This window comes from Agrobacterium sp. 22-226-1 (assembly GCF_053522345.1).
In genome coordinates this window covers 93306-115911 of the sequence record NZ_JBNWCP010000010.1, presented here as the reverse complement: position 1 = coordinate 115911, position 22606 = coordinate 93306, and the positions used below count along the sequence as shown (strand labels likewise).

The 22606-nt window shown below is 60.0% G+C and carries 22 protein-coding genes; 4 read left to right on the top strand and 18 right to left on the bottom strand.

Going from position 1 to position 22606, the window contains the following annotated elements; genetic code table 11:
* Position 1: 1 nt before the first annotated feature.
* The 5 genes from ACQZ5K_RS17870 to ACQZ5K_RS17850 all read right to left on the bottom strand — a co-directional run bounded on the left by ACQZ5K_RS17870 (position 2) and on the right by ACQZ5K_RS17850 (position 5441).
* On the bottom strand, positions 2-1558 hold the full coding sequence (locus ACQZ5K_RS17870; protein WP_448740998.1) for a formate dehydrogenase beta subunit: 1557 nt from the start codon (positions 1556-1558) through the stop codon (positions 2-4).
* The gene (locus ACQZ5K_RS17865; RefSeq protein ID WP_448740997.1) at positions 1555-2034 is read right to left on the bottom strand and encodes a formate dehydrogenase subunit gamma; all 480 of its coding nucleotides are present in this window, start codon (positions 2032-2034) and stop codon (positions 1555-1557) included. Before ACQZ5K_RS17865 ends, ACQZ5K_RS17870 begins: the two co-directional genes overlap by 4 nt.
* A 107-nt stretch (positions 2035-2141) precedes the next feature.
* Positions 2142-3077, bottom strand: a complete 936-nt coding sequence (locus tag ACQZ5K_RS17860) for a LysR family transcriptional regulator (RefSeq protein ID WP_003521693.1) — start codon at positions 3075-3077, stop codon at positions 2142-2144.
* Positions 3078-3428: 351 nt separating this feature from the next.
* Entirely contained in the window at positions 3429-4058 is a 630-nt protein-coding gene (locus ACQZ5K_RS17855) for a flavin reductase family protein (RefSeq protein WP_174040634.1), read from the bottom strand.
* Between the two features lie 315 nt (positions 4059-4373).
* Complete coding sequence (locus tag ACQZ5K_RS17850) at positions 4374-5441, bottom strand: porin (RefSeq protein ID WP_448740996.1); 1068 nt, start codon at positions 5439-5441, stop codon at positions 4374-4376.
* On the opposite strand from ACQZ5K_RS17850, the gene ACQZ5K_RS17845 reads away from it, so the two are divergent.
* Positions 5434-5877 carry a hypothetical protein gene (locus tag ACQZ5K_RS17845; protein WP_448740995.1) on the top strand — a complete coding sequence of 148 codons (444 nt, stop codon included), beginning with the start codon at positions 5434-5436 and terminating at the stop codon, positions 5875-5877. The genes ACQZ5K_RS17850 and ACQZ5K_RS17845 overlap by 8 nt on opposite strands.
* Before the next feature lie 23 nt (positions 5878-5900).
* Here ACQZ5K_RS17845 and ACQZ5K_RS17840 read toward each other — a convergent pair whose 3' ends face one another.
* The 6 genes from ACQZ5K_RS17840 to ACQZ5K_RS17815 form a co-directional block, all read right to left on the bottom strand.
* Positions 5901-8075, bottom strand: a complete 2175-nt coding sequence (locus ACQZ5K_RS17840) for a putative bifunctional diguanylate cyclase/phosphodiesterase (RefSeq protein ID WP_448740994.1) — start codon at positions 8073-8075, stop codon at positions 5901-5903.
* Positions 8076-8304: 229 nt separating this feature from the next.
* On the bottom strand, positions 8305-9240 hold the full coding sequence (locus tag ACQZ5K_RS17835) for a 2-hydroxyacid dehydrogenase (RefSeq protein WP_448740993.1): 936 nt from the start codon (positions 9238-9240) through the stop codon (positions 8305-8307).
* A 23-nt stretch (positions 9241-9263) separates the two neighbouring features.
* Positions 9264-9995, bottom strand: coding sequence for an amino acid ABC transporter ATP-binding protein (locus tag ACQZ5K_RS17830; protein ID WP_003521699.1), 732 nt, complete (start codon positions 9993-9995; stop codon positions 9264-9266).
* Complete coding sequence (locus ACQZ5K_RS17825) at positions 9976-10635, bottom strand: amino acid ABC transporter permease (protein WP_003521700.1); 660 nt, start codon at positions 10633-10635, stop codon at positions 9976-9978. The genes ACQZ5K_RS17830 and ACQZ5K_RS17825 overlap by 20 nt, the downstream gene beginning before the upstream one ends.
* Positions 10632-11336: an amino acid ABC transporter permease gene (locus ACQZ5K_RS17820; protein ID WP_003505665.1), complete on the bottom strand. Its 705-nt coding sequence runs from the start codon at positions 11334-11336 to the stop codon at positions 10632-10634. Before ACQZ5K_RS17820 ends, ACQZ5K_RS17825 begins: the two co-directional genes overlap by 4 nt.
* Positions 11337-11403: 67 nt before the next feature.
* The gene (locus ACQZ5K_RS17815; protein WP_448740992.1) at positions 11404-12207 is read right to left on the bottom strand and encodes a transporter substrate-binding domain-containing protein; all 804 of its coding nucleotides are present in this window, start codon (positions 12205-12207) and stop codon (positions 11404-11406) included.
* Positions 12208-12502: 295 nt separating this feature from the next.
* Between ACQZ5K_RS17815 and ACQZ5K_RS17810 the strand changes: the two genes are divergently transcribed.
* Together ACQZ5K_RS17810 and ACQZ5K_RS17805 are read left to right on the top strand one after the other, a co-directional pair.
* Positions 12503-12823 (top strand): hypothetical protein, encoded by a 321-nt coding sequence (locus ACQZ5K_RS17810; protein WP_003505663.1) that lies wholly within the window; start codon positions 12503-12505, stop codon positions 12821-12823.
* 157 nt (positions 12824-12980) lie between these two features.
* Positions 12981-14003, top strand: coding sequence for a LacI family DNA-binding transcriptional regulator (locus ACQZ5K_RS17805; protein ID WP_448740991.1), 1023 nt, complete (start codon positions 12981-12983; stop codon positions 14001-14003).
* A gap of 62 nt (positions 14004-14065) precedes the next feature.
* On the opposite strand, the gene ACQZ5K_RS17800 is transcribed toward ACQZ5K_RS17805, so the two are convergent.
* The 7 genes from ACQZ5K_RS17800 to ACQZ5K_RS17770 all read right to left on the bottom strand — a co-directional run bounded on the left by ACQZ5K_RS17800 (position 14066) and on the right by ACQZ5K_RS17770 (position 20993).
* Positions 14066-15094, bottom strand: a complete 1029-nt coding sequence (locus ACQZ5K_RS17800; RefSeq protein WP_127757129.1) for a trans-3-hydroxy-L-proline dehydratase — start codon at positions 15092-15094, stop codon at positions 14066-14068.
* A 10-nt stretch (positions 15095-15104) separates the two neighbouring features.
* A complete protein-coding gene (lhpI, locus tag ACQZ5K_RS17795) occupies positions 15105-16814 on the bottom strand; it encodes a cis-3-hydroxy-L-proline dehydratase (protein ID WP_448740990.1) in 1710 nt (569 codons plus the stop codon).
* A 12-nt stretch (positions 16815-16826) separates the two neighbouring features.
* On the bottom strand, positions 16827-18068 hold the full coding sequence (locus tag ACQZ5K_RS17790) for an NAD(P)/FAD-dependent oxidoreductase (RefSeq protein ID WP_448740989.1): 1242 nt from the start codon (positions 18066-18068) through the stop codon (positions 16827-16829).
* Positions 18068-18790: an amino acid ABC transporter ATP-binding protein gene (locus ACQZ5K_RS17785; protein WP_020811659.1), complete on the bottom strand. Its 723-nt coding sequence runs from the start codon at positions 18788-18790 to the stop codon at positions 18068-18070. The genes ACQZ5K_RS17790 and ACQZ5K_RS17785 overlap by 1 nt, the downstream gene beginning before the upstream one ends.
* The gene (locus ACQZ5K_RS17780; RefSeq protein ID WP_065657686.1) at positions 18783-19436 is read right to left on the bottom strand and encodes an amino acid ABC transporter permease; all 654 of its coding nucleotides are present in this window, start codon (positions 19434-19436) and stop codon (positions 18783-18785) included. Before ACQZ5K_RS17780 ends, ACQZ5K_RS17785 begins: the two co-directional genes overlap by 8 nt.
* Before the next feature lie 12 nt (positions 19437-19448).
* Positions 19449-20114, bottom strand: a complete 666-nt coding sequence (locus ACQZ5K_RS17775; protein ID WP_078053901.1) for an amino acid ABC transporter permease — start codon at positions 20112-20114, stop codon at positions 19449-19451.
* Between the two features lie 72 nt (positions 20115-20186).
* Complete coding sequence (locus tag ACQZ5K_RS17770) at positions 20187-20993, bottom strand: ABC transporter substrate-binding protein (RefSeq protein ID WP_003521709.1); 807 nt, start codon at positions 20991-20993, stop codon at positions 20187-20189.
* A gap of 441 nt (positions 20994-21434) precedes the next feature.
* Between ACQZ5K_RS17770 and ACQZ5K_RS17765 the strand changes: the two genes are divergently transcribed.
* Complete coding sequence (locus ACQZ5K_RS17765; protein ID WP_448740988.1) at positions 21435-22472, top strand: Ldh family oxidoreductase; 1038 nt, start codon at positions 21435-21437, stop codon at positions 22470-22472.
* The last annotated feature ends 134 nt before the right edge of the window (positions 22473-22606 follow it).

Here is a 22606-nt window from a genome sequence, read left to right as displayed (position 1 = left end):
CTTACTCCGCCGCTTCAACACGTGGGGTGGGGGCAAAATCATCAGGGAAATGCCGGAGTGCGCTCATGACGGGATAGGGCGTGAAACCGCCGAGCGCACAGAGCGAACCGAATTTCATGGTTTCGCAGAGGTCTGCGAGGAGTGCCGTATTTTTTTCCCGCTGGATGCCGAGCGCGATCCTGTCCACCGTCTCGACGCCGCGTGTGGAGCCGATGCGACAGGGCGTGCACTTGCCGCAGCTTTCGACGGCGCAGAATTCGAGCGCGAACCGGGCCTGATGCAGCATATCGGCGGTATCGTCGAAAACCACGATGCCGGCATGGCCGATCAGGCCACCGGCGGCGGTGAAGGCTTCATAGTCGAAGATCGTGTCGAACAGCGAAACCGGGAAATAGGCCCCGAGCGGACCACCCACCTGCACCGCCTTGACCGGGCGGCCGGTGATCGTGCCGCCACCGATATCATTGATCAGCTGCCCGAGCGGCAGGCCGAAGGCGGTCTCATAAAGCCCGCCATGCCGGATGTTTCCGGCAAGCTGGATGGGAATGGTGCCATGCGAGCGGCCGACGCCGAAATCGCGATAAAACGCCGCGCCGCGATCCATGATGACCGGAATAGAGGCGAGCGAAATCACATTGTTGACGACGGTGGGCCTGCCGAACAGGCCCTGCAAAGCAGGAAGCGGCGGCTTGGCGCGCACGGTGCCGCGCTTGCCTTCCAGACTGTTCAGAAGCGAGGTTTCCTCGCCGCAGACATAGGCGCCGGCACCCATGCGCACTTCGAGATCGAAGGCTCGCCCGGAACCAAGCACGGATGGGCCGATGATGCCTTCGCGGCGGGCGATTGCGATTGCCTGCTCCATGACCTTGATGGCGTAAGGATATTCCGAGCGCGTATAGATGAAACCTTTTGTCGCGCCGACGGCGAGGCCGGCAATCGCCATGCCTTCGATCAGCACGAAGGGATCGCCTTCCATGATCATGCGGTCGGCGAAGGTGCCGCTATCGCCCTCATCGGCATTGCAGACGATATATTTCTGGTCGGCCACCGCATCGGCGACGGTCTTCCATTTGATACCGGTCGGGAAACCTGCACCGCCGCGTCCGCGCAGGCCGCTTTCGGTCACTTGCGCAACGATATCGGCCGGCGCCATGGCGACGGCTTTTTCGAGGCCTTTCAAGCCCTGATAGGCGCGGTAATCCGCAAGCGACAATGGATCGGTAACGCCGCAGCGGGCAAATGTCAGGCGCGTCTGGCTTTTCAGGAACGGAATGTCCTTCGTCGGCCCGAGACAGAGACGATGCTCGCCGCCGGTGAGAAAACCCGTATCGAAAAGCGAGGCAACGTCGCTGGCCTTGACCGGCCCGTAGGCAATACGGCCATGTTCGGTGCGCACTTCCACCAGCACTTCAAGCCAGAGCATGCCGCGCGAGCCATTGCGGACAATATGAACCTCGAGGTTGCGGCTGGCCGCCTCGCGGCCGATTGCTTCGGCGACACGGTCCGCGCCAACGGCAAGCGCGGCGGAATCGCCTGGAACAAAAACGGTGACACTCATCGGCGCGCCTCCGCCAGAATGTCGCCAAGACAGTGCTCATCCAGTCGCGCATGAAGCTCGCCATCCAGCATCAGCGCGGGCGCCTGTGCGCAAAGCCCGAGACAGAAGACCGGCTCCAGCGTGACGGAACCGTCGCCTGCGGTTTCGTGCCAGTCGAGGCCGAGCCGGTTCTTGATGGCTTCCGCAAGAGGCTCGCCACCCATCGACTGGCAAGCCTCGGCGCGACAGAGCTTCAGCACATGCCGGCCGGACGGATGATCTCGAAAATCGGGATAGAAGGTCACGACGCCATGGACCTCGGCGCGCGAAATATTCAGCGCGGATGCGACGATCTGCTTGGCGCTTTCCGGTATGTAGCCGAATTCTTCCTGCACCGCGTGCAGAATGGGCAGCAATGGCCCCTCCAGGTGGAGAAGTTCGTCAATGATGGCGGAAACACGAGCCGCCTCATCTGCGGCAACCGCACGGATATTCATAAGCCAGTCCTCCCAAACCGACAGGGGGCAGGTATGGCGAGCGGCACATGTTTTTCAGTCCCGGCGCAGCCCCTGCATGGTTCTGGAGAATGGCGAGGTCGGCTGGATCAGGTCAATAATGTGTTTTCGTCAACCGATAGGAAATTCCTATCAAAAGCCATCGCCGCTGCGCGCTGACGCGCCTCATGAAGAAGCGCAGAAACGAGTGGCGTGTGCGGTTCACGATAGGTCGCGATCAGCCCCACCAGATGCTCCGCATCCGGCTCGGTAATCGGTATCATTCTGATCTGCTTTGGAAAACCGAATGATTCCGCTATGTTACGTGGCATTATTGAAGCCCATTGTCCGGTTCGGATATGCGAAAACAGCACAATCATGGAGTTGGACTCCAATGTCGGCTTCACCTCTACGCCCGCTTCAGCCATATGCTTGTTGATGATGCGGCGGTTCTGCATATCCGAAGTCAATAGGCATAACCTAAGACCGGAAACCTGCTTCCAGGTAACGCTTTCCTGATCGGCGAGCGGCGTTCCGGCTGCTGCAATCAGGTGATATCGCTCCGAATAGAGCGGTACCGTGGTCACTCGGCCAAGAGGTTCATTGTCGAGATAGCTGATTCCCGCGTCGATCTCGAGGTTTTCGATCTGGCTCAGGACCTGAAGCGAGGTGCGTGACGTCACGGAAAAGGTCACGTCGGGATGCCGCGCCTGAAAGGATTCCGTCAATCGCGGCACCATCGCAAGCGCCGTCGGAATGACCGCAAGGCGGATGTGGCCCGCCAGACCCTTGCGCGCCGCCCGCATTTCCTCACGCATGGTGCGCGTATCGGCGACGATGCGACGCGCCCATTCGAGAACACGCTGGCCTTCCGGTGTCAGCCCCTGATAACGCGCCGCACGCACCACAAGAACGACACCAAGCTGGTCCTCCAGCTGCCGGATCGCGGCCGAGAGACTTGGTTGGGAAACGCCGCACTCCTCCGCTGCGCGGCCAAAATGCCCTGCGCGCGCCAATGCAATGAAAAATTCCAGCTTGTCGATCATGCGTCCTCCCGCGTCGCTCGCGACCCTGCGGATGGTGCGAGCAGGAGAACACTAGAACGAGGCGGGGAAGCCCGCAAATGGATGCCGTTGTTTTCCTGAAAACCGTGTCGGGTGACAAGACTGGATTCCGTCAGGCACGGGCAGTCATGGGCGCAACGTTCGGTCAACCACTCCAACCGCACTGGACGCAGCTTTATCGCGGCATTGACCCATCCGTCGTTTCGCCTGACCTGCCGCACAACGCCGGGAAACGAAACCAATCGTCATCGCCGCCCCGATGCCCTGCCCTCTCATTTTCTCGAGTTTGCGGCGGCAGGCAAAAGGTATCCGGCGCTTCAGTCGCTGGAACCTTCACTCGCCATCCGGCTTGATGAAGTCGGTCATCGCGGGCGCCTTGAGGACGAACTGGCGATCCGAGCTGATGTAATTATCGGCATGCAGGCGCGCGATGGGCTGATATCGGTCCGGATCGACATAACGCCCTTCCGCATCGAGGCAATCCTTGTGGACATGCATGTGCACGACTTCGCCCAATACCAGAGTACGGCGCGGATAATCGATCAAACGCTCCACACGGCATTCGAAGGCGCAGGGCGATTCCGCCGCAAAGCTTGCATCGATCTTGCTGCAGGGCGTGGCCGTCAATCCGGCAATCGAAAGTTCATCGACCTCGCTCTCGAAACCCAGGCCGCAGACGAGCATCTGTTCGGACAGAGCCATATCGACCATGTTGATGACGAATTCGCCGGTGCGACGAATATTGGCCATCGTATCCTTCTCCTCGCCCGTCACACGCGGCTGGATGCCGAGAACAACGATCGGCGGATCATGGGAGAAAACATTGAAAAAGCTCATCGGCGCGGCATTGTTGTGACCAGCGGCCGAGCGCGTCGTGACAAGCGCTATCGGCCGTGGACCGATAAAATTGGTCAGCAAACGATAACGGCTCTGCGGCTCAAGCGCGGTAAAATCGAATTCCATGGGAGTACCTGATTTATTGTATACAATAATATTTCATATTGAAGACAATTACTCAATCACTCTCCTCACGGGATAGCCGATTTTGCTGTATCACATTTGGAAGCAGAGGAGCAGCAAGCCCGCACGCATTCTCCAACCAAATGGACGGAGCCGCCATCCACGCATCGACTATAAGCGCAAAAACTCCCCGGCCTGGAGGGGTCCGGGGAGCAAACCTGACATCATGTCAGGAACTTTGACTGGAGCTAGTGACTCACCCGTTCGGAAACGGGGTGGATCTGAGTTGTCTAACCCTACTATGCTTTTTGTAGACTATTAGAACGCGCGCTCGAGACGAACGAAACCGGTCCAGCTGTCGCCAGCACCACTGTCGCGACCTTCGCGGCCGTCGACGTCCTGATAGGTCACCGCAACCTTCGTGGAGAGGCCGGAAGTAATCTTGTAGCCAGCAGCTACGCCAGCACGCCATGCATCGCGGTTGCCCACGAAGTCGTTGTTTGCGCCGATGTCGATCGTGCCAAAATACTGGAAGCCGGGGGTGATTGTCAGCTTGTCGGTTGCCTTGATGGCGTATTCAGCTGCAACGGACCATTCGGATTCTTCGTAGTAGTGGTTGGCGCCGGAAGCCCATACGCCGGAGAGGCCGAGAGTGCCCGGACCGATGTCAGCCGTGAGGATTGCACGGATTGCACCGTTTTCCTGGTCGGTGTCGTACGCGCCTAGCAGGTTGGCCTTAACGCCGCCGAACTTGCCGCCGATGATAGCACTGACGCCGACATCGTTCGTGTTGGTCTTGAACTTGCCACCCTTTGAAACGCCAAGCTCTGACGTACCCTTGCGCGAGCCTTCCAGCTCTTCAGCAGCGGCACCAACGTAGAAGGAGCCGGCGTCGTAGGTGTAACGGACAGCGTTCAGACGGGTGCGGTTGGAGCTTAGCTGGTCATACTCACCAGAGAGACCGTCATCCCACCAGTTGTAGTAAAAACCGACCTTCAGGCCGCTGAGTTCGATGAAAGCCTGATCGAGAACGATGTTACGGTCGGTGTCGTTGTCGGCCTGGCCGCGCAGACCGATGTAGCCGCGCAGAGCGCCGAGTTCAGTGTCGGTGCGAGTGTCGATGTTGAACTGACCGCGCGTCGTAGCATCCCAGTCGGAAGTGCCGGACTGGTTGCGACCGAAGTCCGTCTGGAAGCGGACGTAACCGTCGAACTTCAGGCAGGTTTCGGTGCCGGGGATGTAGAAGAAGCCGGTGCCGAAAGCGTCGCAGACGCGAACATATTCCATGGCTTCCGGCTCGGCAGCGACGATAGCGTCAGCGGCCTGTGCGCCGGATACTGCTGCGAGAGCCGCAGCGGAGCCGATAAGAAGGCTCTTGATGTTCATTTGTAATCTCCAGTCAAAAATTTTTGAACGAATGCGCAAATTTGAGGGCTGGTTTTTCCCTGCCACCCGATTCCCTGCGCTGATTCAGCAAATGACAGAAGTTGCCGCAGACTCGCAATTTAAATCGACGGAATACAAATACAGACAAAGTACTCAATTCAATTTCGTAGTAAAATTACAACAATTTAATAGTTTAAAATATAATATTTCTTATTATCATTTAAAAATAATAGAATTTATTACTTTTAAATATTGTCTTCAATTACTAAATTACAAGACACCAAAACAACAAACGCTCCCGTCCCGTCCGGATCGGGAGGCGTCAGCACTCGCGGGCATGGGGAAGCAAAATGGTTTTCGTCGAGGAAAAGGAAAGGACGCAGGCGGCCAAACGTCCGCCCGGCCTCTCCCGGGGAACCATATCTGGACGATCTGAAACAACCGGTCGCCCGAGGCAGCCTATAGGCGGCCTTCGGTTAAGCCGGTCGCGAATATCGTCGTCTTCGCCAGCATGTCTTCGATCGCTTCTGCCGGCACCGGGCGGCTGAAGTAATAGCCCTGACCGTAGGGGCAGCCGGCATCCCGCAGAAATGTCGCCTGCTCGCCGGCTTCCACACCTTCGGCAATGACATCGATGCCCAGAGACCCGGCAAGCTGGATCATGATCGAGACGATGGCGCTGTCTTTGGTCTTTTCCGGCAGATGGGTAAGGAACGAGCGGTCTATCTTCATGCACGAGAGCGGGAATGTCTTGAGCATGCCGAGGCAGGAATAACCGATACCGAAATCATCCAGCGCCAGGCTGACACCCATCTGTTTGATGGCCCTCATGATCCGCACCGATGTTTCAACATCCTGAATGATGAGCGTCTCTGTGATTTCGATTTCCAGCAGGGATGGCGCAAGGCCGGTTTCCTTGAGCACCGACCTGATCTGCTGCACCAGCCCGCCCTGAAACTGCCGCGGAGAGATATTGACCGCCATTTTGACGGGCGACAGGCCGGCGGCGGCCCATGCCTGTGCCTGACGACAGGCCTTTTCGAGAATGCTTCCTCCGAGTTCGACGATCAGGCCGGTCTCTTCCGCAAGCCCGATGAACTCCGCGGGACCGAGCAGACCTTCCGTGGGGTGCTGCCAGCGCACCAGCGCCTCCACGCCGCTGATCCGGCCGCTGACAAGATCGACCTGCGGCTGGAAGTGCAGGACGAACTCGTCCCTCTTTACTGCCTTTCGCAATTCCTCGATGCGGGTGAACTTCTTTCTCAGATCATCCGCCATATTGGGGGTGAAGGTGGCGATACTGTCGCGCCCGGTATGTTTGGCCTCATACATGGCGAGATCGGCCGCCGCGACGATTTCCGCCGTGGTTTCCCCATGCTCCGGGAAAAAGGCCATGCCGATGCTGCATGTGACCTTGATATCGTAATTGCCGATACGCAAGGGCTGCGAGACAGCGGCGCGGATGCGCTGCAGGCGGTTTTCGACATCGTCCCTGCGCTCTTCGAGAATGATAACGAACTCGTCGCCGCCGACCCTGAGAACGAGATCGTTCTTCCGGAGGCTTTTCGCAATGCGCTCGGCGGTTTTTGACAGCAACGCGTCGCCGATGCTGTGGCCGAGCGTATCGTTGATCTGCTTGAAATTGTCGAGATCGAGAAAACCGATACCGACCCTTCGGTTCGCCTTTGCCGCCGCCGCCAGTATTTCCGGCAGCCTCGTATCGAGGAAACGGCGGTTCGGCAGCCGGGTCAGCATGTCGTGGTCCGCCAGGAAGGCAATATGCTCCGCCGCCCTTTTGCGGTCGATCGCCAGCCCCGCCATGCGCGCCGCCGCGCCTATGAATTCCACCAGCGCCGCATCCGGCTGGCGGCCGGCCAGCATGCACCAGACGAAACCGTGCGCCTTGCCTTCGCTGGCGGGAATATCGAAACTGAAGGCCATGTGTTCTGCCGGATGGATAAGGCTCTCAGGGTCGCTGACGCTGGAAACCAGCGCGGCCAGCCCCTCCTGCTGCGCAAGCGCCGGCGAGGCGTAAACGGAAGGTTCCCCTTCCGCCGCATCGAACACCCGCACCGCGCAGGCCAGTCCGGTCGCGAGATTTTCGATGGCCTTGACGAATTCCTCAAGAAAATCCTCGATACGCGCTGCCGCGACTATCATTTCCAGAATATGCGCCTGCGCCTGAAGCAGTCTTTCCGAGGCCTTTTTCTGGGTTATGTCCCGCGAGGCGCCGACCACGCCGATGATGTTACCGGCCTTGTCCTTCAGCGGCACGCGCGACATCATGAGCCAGCGGTCAATATCGCCGCGCATGGCGCGCTCTTCGTAACCGAGATCCGGTTCGCCGGTGCGCATCACCCGCGCCTCGGTATCGGGAATGCCGGCACGCCGCGCCGCTTCGCCGTGAATATCGTAGTCGGTGAGCCCGATCAGTTGCTCGACCGTGTCAAAGCCGTTTTCGGTGACGATGGCGCGATTGGCAAAAAGAAAGCGCCCTTCCAGATCCTTGGCATAGATAAAATCCGGCACGTGGTCGATCATCGCTTCCAGAAGCGCGTGCCGGTCGGAAGGATTGCTGTTTTCGCTCATGTCACGAGTGGCGGATGGGGTGAGATCGCGCTCTTTTCGCGACATCCGGTTCTCTTCGGGTGTCTTCGGGCCTTTGGAACGCACCTCTCCGCCTCATCATTTTATAAGGAAGCAGAATAGTAGGATTATACGTCTTATATAAATATGAACAACGACGTGAGATTGCCGGGAAACCCGCCTTTTGCAGCAGCCTCCCCGAAGCCCTGCCGGCTTGAATCAAAACGGCGCAGCCGAAGCTGCGCCGTCAAAACGACAGGCGGCAATTCGTTGACGGTCACACCACCGGCGTCGGCAGTTCTTTGCCGGCAAAATGGGCATCGAGATTGGCGAGAACGAGATCGGCCATGGCGCGCCGCGTCTGGTGCGTGCCGCTGCCGACATGCGGCGCGAGCGTGACGTTGTCGAAGGCGAAAAGCGCTTCCGGCACGCGCGGCTCATCCTCGAAGACATCCAGCGCCGCACCTGCGATCGTGCCGCTCGAAAGCGCCTCGACAAGCGCCTTTTCATCCACCAGCGAACCGCGCGCCACATTGACGAGCACACCTTGGGGCCCGAGGGCCTTCAGCACATCCGCATTGACGATATGGCGGGTTTCAGCGGTTGCGGCGGCGGCGATGATCAGTACGTCGCAATTGGCGGCAAGCGCCTCGATGCTGTCATAATAATCATAGGCGACATCGCGGCGGTTTCTGGCGGTGTAGGAAATGCGCGCATCGAAACCTTCCAGCCGCTTTGCGATTGCCTGACCGATGCGGCCGAGGCCGAAAATTCCATAACGGCGGCCGGCGACGCGGGTGGAAAGCCCCATATCGCCCTTCAGCCATTGGCCGGTGCGCACATGCTGGTCGGCCTGCGGCAGCTTGCGCGCCTGCGCCAGAACCAGACCGAGCGCTAGGTCGGCGACATCGGCCGTCAGCACGTCAGGCGTGTTGGAAACGCGGAAACCGCGTCGCTTGGCTTCGGCGAGATCGACCTTGTCGAAACCGACACCGTTGATGGCGACGATTTCAAGATTGGGAAGTGCGGCGCTGATATCCGCCGGCAGGCCGATATGGCCGCCGGTGACAACGCCGCGGATTGAAGCCCCCTTTTCAGCAAGGAACGCCGCCTTGTCAGCAGTCTCGAACAGCCGATGCACGGTGAAGCGCTCCGCAAGTTCCTGTTCCAGTGCCGGGATGAGCGGGCACAATTGCACGATTTCAGTGGTCATGAAGTTTCCTTTGCGCCGGTGAACTACTTCACATCGGCCTTGACGAATTGCCGGAGTTCCGGCGTTTGTGGGTTGGCGAAGAGTTCGGATGAACGACCCTGCTCCCAGATCTTGCCCTTGTGCATGAAGATGGTTTCGGTCGCGACGCGGCGCGCAAAGGCCATTTCATGGGTGACGAGGATCATGGTCATGCCGTCTTTGGCGAGGTTTTCCATGACAGTCAGCACTTCCTCGGTGAGTTCTGGGTCGAGCGCCGAGGTCACCTCATCGAACAGCATCACCTTCGGCCGCATGGCGAGCGAGCGGGCAATCGCCACGCGCTGCTGCTGGCCGCCGGAAAGCTGATCGGGATAGGAATCGAATTTCTCCGACAGGCCGACGAGTTGCAGAACTTCGCGGGCAATATCCTTCGTTTCCGATTTCGCCACATCCTTGACGATACGCGGCGCGAGCATGATGTTTTCGCCGACCGTCAGATGCGGGAAAAGGTTGTAGCTCTGGAACACGATGCCGACATCAGTGCGCAGCTTGCGCAGCGCCTTGGCATCTTCCCCGATGGCGTGACCGGCGATTTCGATACGGCCCGAATTGATCTTCTCCAGCCCGTTCATGCAGCGCAGCAGCGTGCTCTTGCCCGAACCCGAGCGGCCGATGAGGGCGAAGACTTCACCGCGGCCGACCGTCAGCGACACGCCTTTGAGGACTTCCAGAGCGCCAAAGCTCTTGTGAACGTTTTCAACGATTACTTCCGGCATGAAGCCTCCTTTCCAGCCAACGCGACAGCTGGGACAACGGGTAGCAGACGATGAAATAAAGCACGGCCACGGCGACGAAGACGCGGAACGGCTGGAACGTGGCATTGTTGATGAGCTGCCCCGCTCTCGCCAGTTCGACGAAACCGATGATCGATGCGATGGACGTATTCTTGACGACCTGAACGGCGAAGCCGACGGTCGGCGGTAGCGAAATGCGGATCGCCTGCGGCAGGATGACGTAGCGATATTGCTGGGCGCGGGTCAGCGCCAGCGATTCCGACGCTTCCCATTGCTGCTTCGGCACCGCCTGGATGCAGCCGCGCCAGATTTCCGCGAGGTAACCCGATGTATAGATCGTCATCGAGGCGCCGGCGGCAAAAAGCGGCGGCAGTTCCAGCCCGGCAAGGCTGAGGCCGTAATAGGACAGGAACAGGATCATCAGCACCGGAATGCCCTGGATCACCTGGATATAGGTGCCGGCGGCAATGCGCAGCGCCTTGAAATTCGAGGTGCGGGCGAGCGCCACGAAGAAGCCGACGATGCCGCCGCCGATAAGCGCAATGATCGTCAGAAGCACGGTCCATTGCAGGGCGGTCAGCAGGAAGCCGAATTCGTTCCAGCCGAAAGTTCGAAGAGTCATGACTGCACCTCCGGCATGGCGGTCATCGTCTTGCGGGCAACGCGGCGGCCGAACAGCCACATGCCGACGAGGGCAAGGATGAGCCGCAGGCTGAGCGCCAGCGCAAGATAGATGAGCGTGACGACGATATAGACCTCGAAGGAGCGATAGGTCTGCGATTCCACGAAGGCTGCGGCAGCCGCAAGCTCATGGGTGGAAATGGCCGAACATATGCTCGATGCCAGCATCATCAGCACGAACTGGCTGCACAGCGAGGGATAGACCTTGGCGATGGCCGGCACGATGATGACGTGGCGATAGATCTGGTACTTGGTGAAACCCAGCGCCTCGCCCGCCTCGATCTGCGACTTGTGCACCGCCTCGATGCCGGCGCGGATGATTTCCGTCGAATAGGCGGCGAGATTGATCGTCATGCCGATCAGCGCCGCCGTATCCGCCCCTACCCTGAAGCCGAGGCCCGGCAGGCCGAAATAGACGATGAAAAGCTGCACGAGAAACGGCGTATTGCGGATGACTTCCACATAACCGTCCACGATGATGCGGACGATGCCGCCATTGATGGACCGCAGCGAGGCCAAAAGAATGCCGAAAGCGCAGCCGAGCACGATGGACAGGACAGACAGCTTGATCGTCAGCCATATGCCGTTCAGAATCTCGTTCTGATACTGGGCGAGCGCGCCGAATTGGAATGTATAGGACATGCGTCACTCCGTTGACATTTCCCGGGCCCGCCGGAAGTCTTCCCGGCGGGCGCGTTGAAAGGCTCAATCAGAAGCTTGGCAATTGCGGCAGCGGACGGCCGGTCCACTTGACCGAGATGCGGTCGAGATCGCCGGACATCTTCATGAGGTAGATGGAGGTGTTCAGCCACTGGCGCAGCTCGAAGTCCTCAAGCTTGGTCGCCATGGAATTGCCCTGCTGGAAGAAGGTGAAACCAACCTGCAGACCGGCTTCGGGACGCTGCTTGATGATCGCTTCGCCAACCGTGGACGGCAAGGCGACAGCATCCACCTGACCGGCGAGCAGTGCCTGGGCGCTGGTGGAATCGTCTTCGTAAACGACGATTTCAAGACCTTCGACATTGGCCTTGCGCAGCGCGGTTTCCTGCGAGGAACCGCGATTGACCGAAACCCGCTTGCCCTTGAGGCTGTCGAGATTTTCGAACTTCTGGTCCTTGCCGGAAATGATGTCCATGTTGAAGGCGCTGTAAGGCTGCGTGAACATCACGGTCTTGGCGCGCTCGCCGGTCGGCGCAAGCGTGGCAACAAGGAAATCGACCTTGCCGGTCTGAAGTGCGGGAATACGCGCAGGCGGCGTCAGCGGCACCAGTTCCACCGGCAGCGACAGGTAAGAACCAATGAGATTGGCGACATCGACGTCGTAACCAGAGGGATTGCCTTTCTCATCCACCATGCCCATCGGCGGCGCACCGGTCAGAACACCAATTTTGACCTTGCCGCGCGCGGTGATCTCGCTGAGCGAGAGGGCTTGGGCAGACGTGGTGGCGGCAAGCGTTGCTGCTGCAACACCGACGGCGACGGTCATGTTCTTCAGAAATCTGGATATGCTCATGGTTTCTCCTCCAACCTTATAGTGACTGCCCAGAATGGAACAGCGGCCTTGCGCAAACCGGAAAATGTTCTCGATAACATTTTAACGCGATTGACTAAAAACTCCTCCCAAGAAACTGCGAAAGCACAAAACCAGATGAATTTCCCATGAAATTCAATGTTTCCGGCTGGTTATCGATTTTCCTCTATTCGACACCGCTTCACGTTCTTGGCAGGATCAATAATGCATGTTATCGGTATCATTGCAAGTCCGATCTACAGAACTGTTTTGGTCGGCATTCATTCGGGAGGGAAACATGTACACACGCTCGGCAATTTTCGAAGGCAGGATTCACCCCGGTCGGGAGGAGGAGTTTTTCCGCATCGTCGAGGAAAAATTGCTGCCGGTCTGGAAACGCATGCCGAATGCGCAGGCCGTGCGGGTGATGCGCACCGAGCGCACGGACCCGGACGCCGCCTCGATCATCATGGTGCAGGAAATCGACTATCCGTCGATGGAAGCAGTGGAGGAAGCGCTGGTTTCCCCCGTCCGGCTGGAAGGCCGGGTGCTGACGGATGAGATGATGAGCATGTGCGACGGACGTTTTTATCATCTGGTCTATAGCCGCGTCGCATAAATCCGGTGCACGCCGCATCGATCAGCAATCATACGGCGTGCTTTCCCTTATTGTCTTCGTGTATGTCTTGTCCTGAACCGGTTCGAATTTAGGGAGACATGCTTTGGTGGAGCGCACGCCCTTGGCCGCAGCGTTAGTCACGTCAAAAAAAGCTACCATGAGCGATGTCTCGAAACTCGCGGGCGTCTCCAAGATGACCGTTTCGCGGGTGCTGGCCGATCCCGCCCTGGTGTCCGAAGAGACCCGCCAGAAGGTGATGAAAGCCATCGAGAAGCTTGGCTATGTGCCAGACCGGATCGCCGGTTCGCTGTCCTCCCGCCGTACCAATTTCATCACCGCCATCCTGCCGACGCTCACCAACTCCAACTTCGCCGATAGCGCACAGGGGCTTGCCAATGCGCTGCGCGCCGCCGATTACCAGTTGCTGATCGGCTACACCATGTACGATCTGCAGGAGGAAGAACGCGTCATCCGCACCATGATGGAGCGCCGCCCCGATGCCATCGTCGTCGCCGGCACAGTGCATACCAAGATGGCGAGCGAGGTGCTGATGCGCGCCGGTATCCCGATCGTGGAAATCTGGGACGTTCCCGAACACCCCATTGACCATGCGGTCGGTTTTTCCAACTACGAAGTGGGAAGAACCGCCGCCAAGCATCTGATATCGCTTGGTTTCAAGAAAATCGGTGCGCTCGGATCGAGGGCCGATGGCGATGTGAAGGACTGGCGCGGTGAAAGCCGCCTGCTCGGTTTCGGCGCGGCCCTGCGGGAAGCCGGCATTGCCGACGATCTCATCATCCGCGAAGGCAGCGCCCCGGTCTCCTATGACCACGGGGCAAAGACCCTCGGCTCGCTACTGGCCAAGGCCCGAGATGTCGAGGCCATCTTCGCCGTATCGGATATTTCCGCCGTCGGCGCACTGATGGAATGTCATCGACGGGGAATCAGTGTCCCTGACCGCATTTCCATCCTCGGCTTCGGCGACTTCGATATCGGCCGGCAATGTTACCCTGCAATTTCAACGATCCGCGTCGATGCCCAGATGATCGGCCGCAGGGCGGGCGAGTTGCTGCTTTCGATACTGGAGGCGGAAAAGGATGCCATTGTTCCCGAGGGCGCAAGGGTGGATGTCGGCTTCGAGCTGATCGTGCGGGAGACGACGAAGCGGCTGGGTGGGTGATCCACTCTCTTCCCTCATTCCTGTGCTTGTCACAGGGATGAGGGAGACGAGACGGGTCCTCTTTACCGCGCACCCCACGTATCCGTCAGGCGATACCCTTCCGGCCACGGATCGGACGGGTCGAGCATGTGCTGGTGGATACCGGTGATCCAGCCGCGACCGGAGATTTCCGGCAGGATGGCTGGACGGTCGCCGACCGTTGTCGTTCCAAGAATACGGCCGGTGAAGGTAGAGCCGATCAGCGACACCGCCGTCAGGGTTTCGCCCTCCTTCATTTCGCCACGCGCATGCAGCACCGCCATGCGGGCCGAAAGTGCCGTGCCGGTCGGCGAACGGTCCACCTTGCCCGGCTGGATGGCAACGGCCGCCCCTGCCCGCAGGCCTTCGGCCGTGCGTTCTACCTTGCCAGCGAACAGGCAGAAGGAAAAATGCCGCCAGTCCGGGTTTTCGGGATGGTCGAAGCCCAAAGCCTTGTTGGCGGCATTTGTGATGCGCACGCCGAGGCGGGCAATCTCATGCGCCTCTTCCGGCTTCAGGCTAAAGCCCATCGCCTCGGCATCGACGATGACGAAGCTGTCGCCGCCATAGGCGGTGTCCACTTTCAGCGTACCGAGGCCTTCAACCTCGAGTTCGACATCGAGCTTTGCGGCAAAGCTCGGCAGATTCTGCACGAAAATGCGCTCGGCCTTGCCGTTGCGGCATTCTGCGCGAACCTTCACCAGCCCGCCCGGCGCTTCCAGCAGCATATGGGTTTCCGGCTCCTGCATCGGTACGATGCCGCCATCCAGAAGTACGGTAGAAACGCAGATGGAGTTGGAGCCGGACATGGGCGGCGTATCTTCCGGTTCCATGATGATGAAGGCGGCATCCGCATCGGGATGTTTCGGCGGCACCAGCAGGTTGACGTGCCGGAACACGCCGCCACGCGGCTCGTTGAGCACGAAATTGCGCAGGGTCTCATCGCGGGCGATGAAGCGGCTCTGCTCCCAGATCGTTTCGCCCGGCGGCGGCCTGACACCGCCGACGATCACGTCACCGACTTCCCCTTCCGCATGGGCGGAAATCACATGAACGGTCTTGATACTGCGCATTCAAAACTCCTTAGGAAAGCCATGAAGGAAGAAGGGATGGAGCACGGCCGGTCAGCGCGCTTTCCACGCAATCGGCAAGGCTGCCGAAGCGCACTGCGCGACCGCTGAGGCCGGGTCCGTAATGGGCGTATTTGCCGGAATTGGTCATCAGGGCACGGGTCTTCGTCGGGAAGACCGGTTCGGAAATGGAGCACCAGCAAAGATCAGGCAGCACCTGCACACCGCTGTCGTGCAGGCTTTGCAGGGTGCCGTCCTGCCCGGCCGCATCGATGACCTGCTGGCCGGCTGTAACGATGACGGCGACATCCGCGTGACGCCGGCGGCCGGCAAATTCAGCCGCAAGCGCGTGACACTCATCCAGCGAGGCATGCGGACTGCCGATGGCGACAAGTTGCACCTCTTCCGGTCCCTCATTGAGAAGCGACCAGCCGGCGGCCATATCGGAGAGTGAGACGGTGACGATATCGGCCGTTTCGAGAGGCGGAAGACCGGCTTCCGGTGTTACGCCCTCTATATGAAGCATGGGCGCAGCGGATGTGGTGCCGAAAGCGGCGCAAAGCGCCTTTAGATCATCCCGTGACGGCTTTGCAGGGCCAAGGCCGCGCAGCAGCGGAATGCAATCCGGCGCGGCCTTGCCCGCCAGATAACCGACGAGCGGCCAGAAGGCATCATCCACACCCTGCGGCAGCTCCACATTGACGATGCGCTGAGGACGGCGATTTTCCTCCAGATAGACGCCGGCAAGTGGCGCCCTGCCCGTCAGCGCGATGCAGAGATCGAGAAAATCCGGATGTTTGGCCGTGCGCGCGCCAAGAACCGTATTGGCGAAGATCACCGCGTTCGATTCGGCCCAGGCGATCATGTCGCCCGCCTGCGGCGCGCTGTCGAGCAGGTAAGGCGAACAGGTGAAAGTCGGGCGACAGCCCATGCGCACATAGGCATCCGCCAGCCTTGCGGCCGGGTCGCCGAAATCCTCCGGCATACCCTGCGAACGCCAATGCGCCTTGTCCACCGAAATGGCGTTCATGGTCGTCGGCACCCGTACCTTCGCGCCCATCTCCGCCATTTTTTCCGCGAAGGTGAGATTGGCGGGGCTGGCATAGATGCAACCGTCAATGTGGCCCTGCGTCACATCGACAAGCGCCGATGCCCCCTGCTGGGCGGCCATGGCGACGGTGATGCGCATGGCCTGCTGCACGGCGATGCCATCGCGCCCTTCGAGCATGGCCCGGTCGTCATCTCTAAGATCGAGATGCGCCGTCGCCGGCGGCGTGATGGCAAGGGAAACGCCATCGGCTTCGATAGCCGTCTCATCGATACGGACATGAACGGCTTTGGAGAACCGGGCGAAATTTTCCGCGTCCAGGCGCAGCACCGGCAAAGGCTTGCCGAACATTTCGGCGGCGACCAGCGCGCCCAGCGTCAGCACGTCTTCGGCCTCGCAGAAGACCAGCGCCGAGGGCGCGCGGCCCGTCAGGATAAGATCGAGCAAGACGCCCGAACCGGTACAGGAGCCACGGCTGGTGGGCATGAACAGCACGCCGCCGGTGAGACAGATACCATGCAACGGGTGGTGCACGTCGATCACCCTGCCGGTGGCGGGATCGACCCCGCCCCAGAAACTCAGCGCTTCGGTCGTCGCAATCACGGGACCTTCGGCCGAACCGGCCAAAATGCTGCGGGCTTCAGGAACGGCTGCTGTCGAGAGGGAAGAAGACATCGGAAATCCCCGTCAGAAACGTTGCGGCGAAAATGCCCTTGTATCGATGGCGGGTTTTTGCCCCGTCAGAAGATCGGCGACGATGCGGGCCGTGCCCGCCGATTGCGTCAACCCCAGATGCCCGTGGCCGAAAGCATAAACCACCCGCGCCGTGTGCCGTGCTTGCCCGATGGCCGGCAGGCTGTCCGGCAGCGAGGGGCGAAAGCCCATCCACTGCTTGCCGCCTTCGGTTTTCAGGCCCGGCAGGAAGGCTTTCGCCTTGGTCAGCAGCGCTTCGGAACGGGCGAAATTGGCAGGGAGCTCCAGCCCGCCCAATTCAACCGCGCCACCAACGCGGATGCCGGAGGAAAGCCGCGTGACGACGAAACCATGGCCGCCGAAGGTCACCTGCGTGCGCAGATCGAAAGCGCCGGACGGCAGGGTTGTATTATACCCCCGTTCGGTTTCCAGCGGAATTTTTTCCCCGAGCGAACGGGCGATGCGATGCGAAAAGGCGCCGGCTGCCAGCACCACCCTGGCGGCCTTGCGGGTGCGCCCATCATGGCTCACCGCCTCCACACCGTCTTCCAGCGGCCTGAGCGAAGCGATATCGAGGCATTCGATACGGCCGCCAATGGTGCGGAAATGCTCGGCCAGCGCCAGCGTATAAAGCTTGGGATCGGCGATGGAATACCAGCCGGGCGTGAACGTGCCGCAGGTGAAACGCGGCGCGATGCCGGGCTGTATCTCAGCCATCTGTTCGGCATTGAGATGCCGGAACTCAATGCCGTGCCGCTCGCGCGCCTTCCAGCCGGGAAGCGAGGCTTCGAATTCCGCCTCGCTTTCATAGACCTGGAGGTTGCCCTCCTTGCGCAGCATGGCGATGGTATCGGTCTTTTTCAGGAACGGCTCCAACTCGGCCTTCGCGAGATCCATCAGCGCGGTCTGGGCGGCGGTGGAATGCTCCACCTTCGAAGCGGCGCAGGCCCGCCAGAACCGGAACATCCACGGCGCGATCTTCAGTGCATAGGAAGGCGGCACGCTGAGCGGACCGAGCGGATCGAGAAGCCACTTCGGCGCCTTCCATAGAATGCCTGGCGATGCCAGCGGCAGGATATCGGTGAAGGCGAAGGCACCGGCATTGCCGGCGGACGCGCCCGCCGCCGGTCCCTCGCGGTCGATGACCGTGACCGAAAGGCCACGGCCCTGCGCCGCAATTGCCGCCGAGAGGCCGACGACGCCGGCCCCGATGACGATGACATCATTGGCTGGCATTACCGCACGCTCGCCAGGAATTTCTGCGTTTCAGCGTGCTGCGGCGCGCCGAACAGCTGGTCCGGCGTGCCGATTTCCGCCATCACACCCTGATGGAAGAAGGCAACGCGGTTCGAGACATCACGCGCGAAGGCCATTTCATGGGTGACGCAGATCATCGTCATGCCCTCATCCGCCAGCATCTTGAGCGTATCGAGCACTTCGCCCACCAGCATCGGGTCCAGCGCCGAGGTGACTTCGTCGAACAGCATATATTCCGGCGACATGGCAAGCGCACGGGCAATCGCCATACGCTGCTGCTGACCACCCGACATGCGGTTCGGATAGACCTTCAGCTTTTCGGCAAGGCCCACATGGGTCAGTTGCTTCACCGCGATTTCCTCGGCCTGCTCCTTGGAAATACCGAGCACCTTGCGGGGCGCGAGCATGACGTTTTCGAGCACCGTCAGATGCGGGAAAGCATTCCATTGCTGGAAGACGATGCCGACCTTGCGGCGCAGCTTGTTGAGGTCGGTCGATTTGGCGTGCACTTCCGTGCCGTCGATGACGATCTTGCCGCTGTCGATCGGCTCCAGGCCGTTGATGCAGGTGAGCAGCGTCGATTTGCCGGAACCGGAACCGCCGATGATGGTGACCACCTCGCCCTTGTTGACGGTGAGGTTGATCCCTTTCAGAACCTCCAGCGGGCCGAAGGATTTGCGGACGTTTTCGATCTCAATCATTGGGGGACCACCGTCTTTCGAGATACCCGCCGAAACGGGCGATGGGGAAGCTGATAAGGAAGTAGATGGCGCCGCAGATCATCAAGATCGTCAGCGGTTCCTGCAGGCGGGTCACGAGAATCTGCGAGGCACGCAGAAGCTCGATGAGGCCGAGCCAAAGGACGAGCGCCGAATCCTTCATGACGCCGAGCGTGAGCCCGATCCATGCGGGCAGCGACACGCGGGTGGCGAGCGGCAGCACAATGTAGCGCATGTCCTGCGACCAGGTCATGCCCAGCGACCGGCAGGCGCGGCGGGTGTTCGAGGGTACGGCATCGATGCCGCCGCGCACGATCTCGGTGCAATAGGCCGCCGTATAAAGCGACAGCACCACGCAGGAGGTGGTGAAAGGCGGCCAGCCGAGCTTTGCGATCGACTGGAAAGCATTGCCGAGGACCAGCTGGATGAGCAGCGGCACGGAACGGAAAATATCCAGCACGAAGGTCAGCGGCAGCGACCAATAGGGGCCGAACTGGAAACGGATGATACCGAAGATGATCCCCATGATGGTGCCTGCCGTGACGGCGACAGCGGTGACGGCAAGCGTCATGCCGGCACCCTTGGCCAGGAAGGCGAGATCACTCCAGGTGAGAGCGGTTTCAAACATGGCTCACCTCTCTCAATAACGGAACAGACGCGCGGCCAGCAGACGGGCGGCGAGCGTGACGATCTTGGCGATCACGTAATAGATGACCGCGGCGAGCGCGAAGAATTCGAAGGTGCGGAACGAACGGGCGTTCAACGCCTGGGTGACACCGGCGAGATCCGTATTCATGCCGACCGTGACGCCGAGCGAGGTCATCAGGATCGCCCAGACCATCTGGTTTGTGGCAGGCAGGAACGCAACGCGCAGCATCTGCGGCAGGATGATCAGCCGGAAGGTCTGCATCGAGGTCATGCCGAGCGAACGGCCGGAGCGCGTCTGCGTATCGGGAATGGCCTTTAGCGCGCCGCGGAAATTTTCCGCGAGATAACCGGCATTGTTGAAGGCGATACCGACCAGAAGCGCGGTATAGGGGCTGAGGTGAATGCCGAAATTGCCAAGGCCGAAATGGGCCATGTAAATCTGGAACAGCGCCGGCGTGTTGCGGGCGACTTCCACCCAGACGGCGGCGAAAGCGCCGAGAATGCGGTTGCCGGAGAGCCGGAACAGCGTCAGCACGATGGCGCAGGAAAGACCGATCACCATCGACAGAATGGCGATCTGCAGCGTCACCACCGCACCGTCCAGAAGCTGCGGCAGAGCCTTCAGCGCCTGATTCCAGTGGAATGTATAATTGAACATTAAGCGTCCCGCCTTTTCAGAAACGATCAACGGCGCGATCATCTTGACCGCGCCGTTTACGAAAAGTCCTGATCAGCGATAAACGCCGTTGACGGTGAGCGAAGGAACTTCGCCGCCAACCCATTTTTCATAGAGTTCGGCGTAACGGCCGGTGCGAACCTGCTGGTTGATGAAGAGGTTCAGGTAGTTGATGAAGCCGTATTCGTCACGGTTGGTGAAGAGCGCGACATAGTCAATGTCATAGGGCGCCTTGCCGACCACGGAGATGCCGGCGAACTTGCCGCCCTTGACGTTGGACTGCGCAACCGTCGAGGTGGAGACGGTGGCGTCGATCTGGCCCTGGCTGAGCGCGAGGAACACATCGGCCTGCGTCTGGTAAGGACGGAATTCGCCAGTGCCCCATTCCTTGACCGTCTTTTCGAGCGCGATGGCTTCGAACGTGCCGGCAGTCGCGCCGACCGTCTTGCCCTTCATGTCCTCGAAGGACTTGATGCCAGACTTGTCGTTGGCGGTAACGGCCATTTCGAAAGCGAAGTACGGCACGGTCATGCCGACCGTCTTGGCGCGCTCCAGCGTATCCGAAGTGGAAGCGACGCCGACATCAACGCGGCCGGACATCAGCGCCGGAATGCGCTCGGGGAAAGGCGTTTCGACGATTTCAGCGGTGACGCCAAGCGCCTTGGCAAGATCGTTGCAATAATCGACATCAAAGCCGATTGGGTTGTTGGCGTCATCACGCGCGCCCATGGGCGGGAAATCGAGCACGACGGCGCAACGCAGCGTGCCGGACGAAATGATGTCGTCAAGTTTGTCGGCTTTGGCCGGCGTAATAGCGAAAGTGGCGGCCAAGAGGCCGGCGACGATGACCGATTTTTTCATTCTTTATTTGCTCCCACAATTGGTCTGCCCTTGAAGGCGCCGTCACTATTTCCCTATGGCGGCGATAAATCAATATAAAAATACAACGAGTATACAAAAAGAATTTTTTCATGTGCGAACTGATGAGGTATCGCGGATGATTACGCAAGCCAGCGCGGGGGGAGCGACAAGATGGGCGAGACATCCAGAATCCCTCCTTCCTGTACTTGTCACAGGAATCTGGCCAGCCCAAATCTTTGGGCTGAAAGAGGCTTTCCGACGCGCAGACGCGCCGACCCGGATTTCTGTGACAAGCACAGGAATGGAGGCTTAAGGCGTCTTCGCGTTTTGAGAGGGTGGCCTTCTGCTCTGACTGAGCTTCATCGAAAAGACACGTTGCAATACGCACGCCTTTGTATACTTTATGTATTCAAAATGTGCGAGCCCTATCGGAGGACTATGATGAGCGACACGACCACCTTGACAATTGAGGCACTTTTCCAGCGGGTCGAGTCGATTTTTTTGAGGGCCGGGGTGAATGATGTACAGTCGGGAGCGCTGGCGCGCGTCATTACTGCCGGTGAGCGGGACGCCTGCAAGTCCCACGGCATCTACCGTATCGAAGGCGCGCTCCGCACCGTCAAGGCCGGCAAGGTGAAGCCCGACGCCATACCTGAAGTGGCTGAAGACGACGGCACGGCCATCGTCAAGGTCAATGCCCGTGGCGGCTTCGCCAACCCCGCCTTCGAACTTGGTCTGCCGGTTCTGGTGGAGCGAGCGAAACGTGCGGGAATCGCTGCACTCGTCATCAATGACTGCACGCATTTCTCGGCGCTCTGGCCGGAAGTCGAGGGCCTTACCTCGAATGGTCTCGCCGGGCTGGTCATGTGCCCGAGCTATTCCACCGTTGCGCCCACCGGCGGAACCAAGCCTCTGCTTGGCACCAACCCCTTCGCCTTCGGCTGGCCGCGCAAGGACACCTCCCCTTATGTCTTTGATTTCGCGACCTCGGTTGCCGCCCGCGGTGAAATAGAACTACACCGGCGGGCCGGAAAGCCCCTGCCGGAAGGCTGGGCTCTGGATGCCGACGGCAAGCCGACGACTGACCCGGAAGCGGCCCTTGCCGGCTCCATGCTGCCCTTTGGCGGCCACAAGGGATCGGCCATCGGCACGATGATCGAGCTTCTCGCCGGCATCATGATCGGCGATCTCACCAGCCCCGAAGCGCTCGAATTTCTCGGCACCACCACGCTTGCCCCCACCCATGGCGAGCTGATCGTCGCCTTCTCTCCCGAAGCCTTCGCCAAAGGCCGCCCCGGCGATCCTTTTCAGCGCGCGGAAGTGCTGTTCGACGCTATCATCGGCCAGGGCGCCCGCCTTCCCTCGGGCCGCCGCTTCACTGCACGCGCGAAGTCCGAAAGCGAAGGCATTACCCTCACCGCCGCCGAAATGGCCGGGCTCGACCGGCTGTTGAAAAAGGGGCTGGACGCGGTTTCCTGACCGCGTTTGGATGTGGAAATAAAAAAAGCCCGCGATCGCGGGCTTTCTCATAACGACAGCGTCACTCAGCTTTCTTTGCGACTGCATAGCATCCCCTCTCCGTCACCCCGGACTAGATCCGGGGTCCAGCGCGA

What these genes read in the sequence shown, in the direction of transcription:
- ACQZ5K_RS17870 (WP_448740998.1), bottom strand. Translation starts at nt 1,558, where the DNA reads ATGAGTGTCACCGTTTTTGTTCCAGGCGATTCCGCCGCGCTTGCCGTT.
- ACQZ5K_RS17865 (WP_448740997.1), bottom strand. Translation starts at nt 2,034, where the DNA reads ATGAATATCCGTGCGGTTGCCGCAGATGAGGCGGCTCGTGTTTCCGCC.
- ACQZ5K_RS17860 (WP_003521693.1), bottom strand. Translation starts at nt 3,077, where the DNA reads ATGATCGACAAGCTGGAATTTTTCATTGCATTGGCGCGCGCAGGGCAT.
- ACQZ5K_RS17855 (WP_174040634.1), bottom strand. Translation starts at nt 4,058, where the DNA reads ATGGAATTCGATTTTACCGCGCTTGAGCCGCAGAGCCGTTATCGTTTG.
- ACQZ5K_RS17845 (WP_448740995.1), top strand. Translation starts at nt 5,434, where the DNA reads ATGTTCATTTGTAATCTCCAGTCAAAAATTTTTGAACGAATGCGCAAA.
- ACQZ5K_RS17850 (WP_448740996.1), bottom strand. Translation starts at nt 5,441, where the DNA reads ATGAACATCAAGAGCCTTCTTATCGGCTCCGCTGCGGCTCTCGCAGCA.
- ACQZ5K_RS17840 (WP_448740994.1), bottom strand. Translation starts at nt 8,075, where the DNA reads ATGTCGCGAAAAGAGCGCGATCTCACCCCATCCGCCACTCGTGACATG.
- ACQZ5K_RS17835 (WP_448740993.1), bottom strand. Translation starts at nt 9,240, where the DNA reads ATGACCACTGAAATCGTGCAATTGTGCCCGCTCATCCCGGCACTGGAA.
- ACQZ5K_RS17830 (WP_003521699.1), bottom strand. Translation starts at nt 9,995, where the DNA reads ATGCCGGAAGTAATCGTTGAAAACGTTCACAAGAGCTTTGGCGCTCTG.
- ACQZ5K_RS17825 (WP_003521700.1), bottom strand. Translation starts at nt 10,635, where the DNA reads ATGACTCTTCGAACTTTCGGCTGGAACGAATTCGGCTTCCTGCTGACC.
- ACQZ5K_RS17820 (WP_003505665.1), bottom strand. Translation starts at nt 11,336, where the DNA reads ATGTCCTATACATTCCAATTCGGCGCGCTCGCCCAGTATCAGAACGAG.
- ACQZ5K_RS17815 (WP_448740992.1), bottom strand. Translation starts at nt 12,207, where the DNA reads ATGAGCATATCCAGATTTCTGAAGAACATGACCGTCGCCGTCGGTGTT.
- ACQZ5K_RS17810 (WP_003505663.1), top strand. Translation starts at nt 12,503, where the DNA reads ATGTACACACGCTCGGCAATTTTCGAAGGCAGGATTCACCCCGGTCGG.
- ACQZ5K_RS17805 (WP_448740991.1), top strand. Translation starts at nt 12,981, where the DNA reads ATGAGCGATGTCTCGAAACTCGCGGGCGTCTCCAAGATGACCGTTTCG.
- ACQZ5K_RS17800 (WP_127757129.1), bottom strand. Translation starts at nt 15,094, where the DNA reads ATGCGCAGTATCAAGACCGTTCATGTGATTTCCGCCCATGCGGAAGGG.
- lhpI (WP_448740990.1), bottom strand. Translation starts at nt 16,814, where the DNA reads ATGTCTTCTTCCCTCTCGACAGCAGCCGTTCCTGAAGCCCGCAGCATT.
- ACQZ5K_RS17790 (WP_448740989.1), bottom strand. Translation starts at nt 18,068, where the DNA reads ATGCCAGCCAATGATGTCATCGTCATCGGGGCCGGCGTCGTCGGCCTC.
- ACQZ5K_RS17785 (WP_020811659.1), bottom strand. Translation starts at nt 18,790, where the DNA reads ATGATTGAGATCGAAAACGTCCGCAAATCCTTCGGCCCGCTGGAGGTT.
- ACQZ5K_RS17780 (WP_065657686.1), bottom strand. Translation starts at nt 19,436, where the DNA reads ATGTTTGAAACCGCTCTCACCTGGAGTGATCTCGCCTTCCTGGCCAAG.
- ACQZ5K_RS17775 (WP_078053901.1), bottom strand. Translation starts at nt 20,114, where the DNA reads ATGTTCAATTATACATTCCACTGGAATCAGGCGCTGAAGGCTCTGCCG.
- ACQZ5K_RS17770 (WP_003521709.1), bottom strand. Translation starts at nt 20,993, where the DNA reads ATGAAAAAATCGGTCATCGTCGCCGGCCTCTTGGCCGCCACTTTCGCT.
- ACQZ5K_RS17765 (WP_448740988.1), top strand. Translation starts at nt 21,435, where the DNA reads ATGAGCGACACGACCACCTTGACAATTGAGGCACTTTTCCAGCGGGTC.